This is a genomic window from Streptomyces sp. NPDC088261 (assembly GCF_044740805.1).
Classification (GTDB): domain Bacteria; phylum Actinomycetota; class Actinomycetes; order Streptomycetales; family Streptomycetaceae; genus Streptomyces.
This window is the reverse complement of sequence record NZ_JBIURL010000032.1, coordinates 1-1,929: the sequence shown is the minus strand read 5'-3', so window position 1 is coordinate 1,929 and position 1,929 is coordinate 1. Positions and strand designations below refer to the sequence as shown.

Below are 1,929 nucleotides of genomic sequence, written 5' to 3'. Positions count from 1 at the left end.
CGACGCCGTCTGTTGGCCGGTGTGCAGGCACCGTGTCTGAGATCCGTGGTCAACTGCGGGGGCCGGACCGGGTTCCTTTCATCCCGGCGGCCAATATGCCCCATCTGCTTGCGCCTGGGGCTATTCCCTGCGTCCGGCGACAAACTGTGTGGCGGCGGTGGACGCGGCAAGGATCACTGCCGAGATCGCCAGCATGACGCTGGCGGGGGCGAGCAGTTTCGCCGCGTCGGGGGTTGTGGACATCAGGGTGAAGAGGCGGTTGACCGGTGGCATGCCCTTGGTGAAGAGGGTTCCCATGACCAGCGCGAGGGCGGCGACCAGGGCGTACCCCTGCCTTTTGAAGACCAGCCGCGAGCACAGCACGCCGATGCCGACGCCGACGAGGGCACAGGTGAGCTGCGCCACGAGGCCCAGCAGGAGGTCGGCCGTGGTGACGACATAGTCGCCCACCCACAACGGGAAAAGCAGTCCGAAGACCATCAGGACGAGACAGCTCAGCAGGGCCGTGCCGATCGCCGCGAGCAGGACTGTGAACGACCGGCCACCTGCGGTGACGACGACGATCGCTCGCTGCGAGGGGTCGTCCAGGCTCATCAGGGCGATGGTCAGCCAGGTCGAGCAGACGAACAGCGCACCGGCGGACGAGGCGTAGGCCGGGGGCAGGGGTCCGCTGCCGTTGACGGTCAGCACTCCCATGAGGCCCATGAACAGCAGCAAAGGAGCGAGGTAGCGCTGCGTGTGCAGCACGGTGGCGAAGGTGTAGCGGATGAGCGCGATCACCGTATGTCTCCATGGGTCACGGCGTTCGGCGTCCGGTGGTGGTCCGCGATCGTTTCGGTGACGCGCTCGACGGACCAGCCGTTCTGGAGCGCGGTGAGCAGCAGGGCGTCGGTGGACTCGCGTCTCACGCGCATTCTGACGCCTGTGACGTCCCGGCTCACCGCCAGTACGCCGTCCAGCTGCTCCCAGGCAAGGTCCCGCGGTACACGGCCGTCCCGGCCCGCGGTCAGAACGACGTCGGACGCGGGCCGCTGCTCGCCGGCCCAAGGCTCCGGTTCCCGCAACGACACCCGGCCCTTGCCGACTGTGTAGGTCCGGGTGGCGCGGGCCCGGGTGACCGACTCACGGTGGTCGGTGAACACGACGATGCCGCCGGAGGCGGCGACCTCGGTCATGATCTCGGCGAGCACGCCGTGGGCGTCAGTGTCCAGCCCGGACCACGGCTCGTCCAGGACGAGCAGCCCCGGTTCCACCAGGAGGGCCTGGGCCAGCGCGACCTTCTGCGCGTTGCCCTTCGAGAGGCTCCGCAGGGGAGCGTGCCTGCCACCCACCAAGGCAAGCCGGTCCATCAACTGGCCGGCCCGCGCCGAGGCGACCGAGGTGGTCAGCCCACGGACGCGGCCCATGTGCGTCAGATACGCCGCAGCCGACATGCGTTCGTTGGGGGAGAACCGATCCGGAACGTACCCGACCACGGGCGGCCGGGCGACGACTGTGCCACAGGTCGGCCGGGACAGGCCCACCGCGATCCGCAGCAGGGTCGACTTCCCCGACCCGTTCCCACCGGCGAATGCCACGACCTCACCGGCCGAGGCCTTCACGTCCACGTCTCTCAGGACCCAATCACCACGGCCATAGCGCTTGCCCACTGATCGAAGACGCAACAACTGATCTCCTTCGTCCAGCGCCACACCCCAGACCCACGCAGATTACGGGTCCGACCCGATCCGCTCCAGAATGCCGACAACCCAGGAAAGAGAGGCCGCAGTCCCCCGTCATACGAGTGGTGGGCGCCAGTGTTGCGTTAACCGTCCTCAGAACACAAAACCCACCGAAACGGGCCCACCGACCACCCCACCCGGCCACGCCCGCCCCACCACCCACTCACCCCAGACACGGTGCTTGCACACCGGCCAACAGACGGCCTTC

The 1,929-nt window shown here is 68.3% G+C and carries 2 protein-coding genes; both read right to left on the bottom strand.

All coding sequences use genetic code 11. The features are described 5' to 3' along the window. Nucleotides 1–120: 120 nt before the first annotated feature. Nucleotides 121–780, bottom strand: coding sequence for a hypothetical protein (locus ACIODU_RS33135; RefSeq protein ID WP_401772763.1), 660 nt, complete (start codon nt 778–780; stop codon nt 121–123). Beyond that, the gene (locus tag ACIODU_RS33130) at nt 777–1,664 is read right to left on the bottom strand and encodes an ATP-binding cassette domain-containing protein (RefSeq protein WP_401772760.1); all 888 of its coding nucleotides are present in this window, start codon (nt 1,662–1,664) and stop codon (nt 777–779) included. The genes ACIODU_RS33135 and ACIODU_RS33130 overlap by 4 nt, the downstream gene beginning before the upstream one ends. Nucleotides 1,665–1,929: the final 265 nt, after the last annotated feature.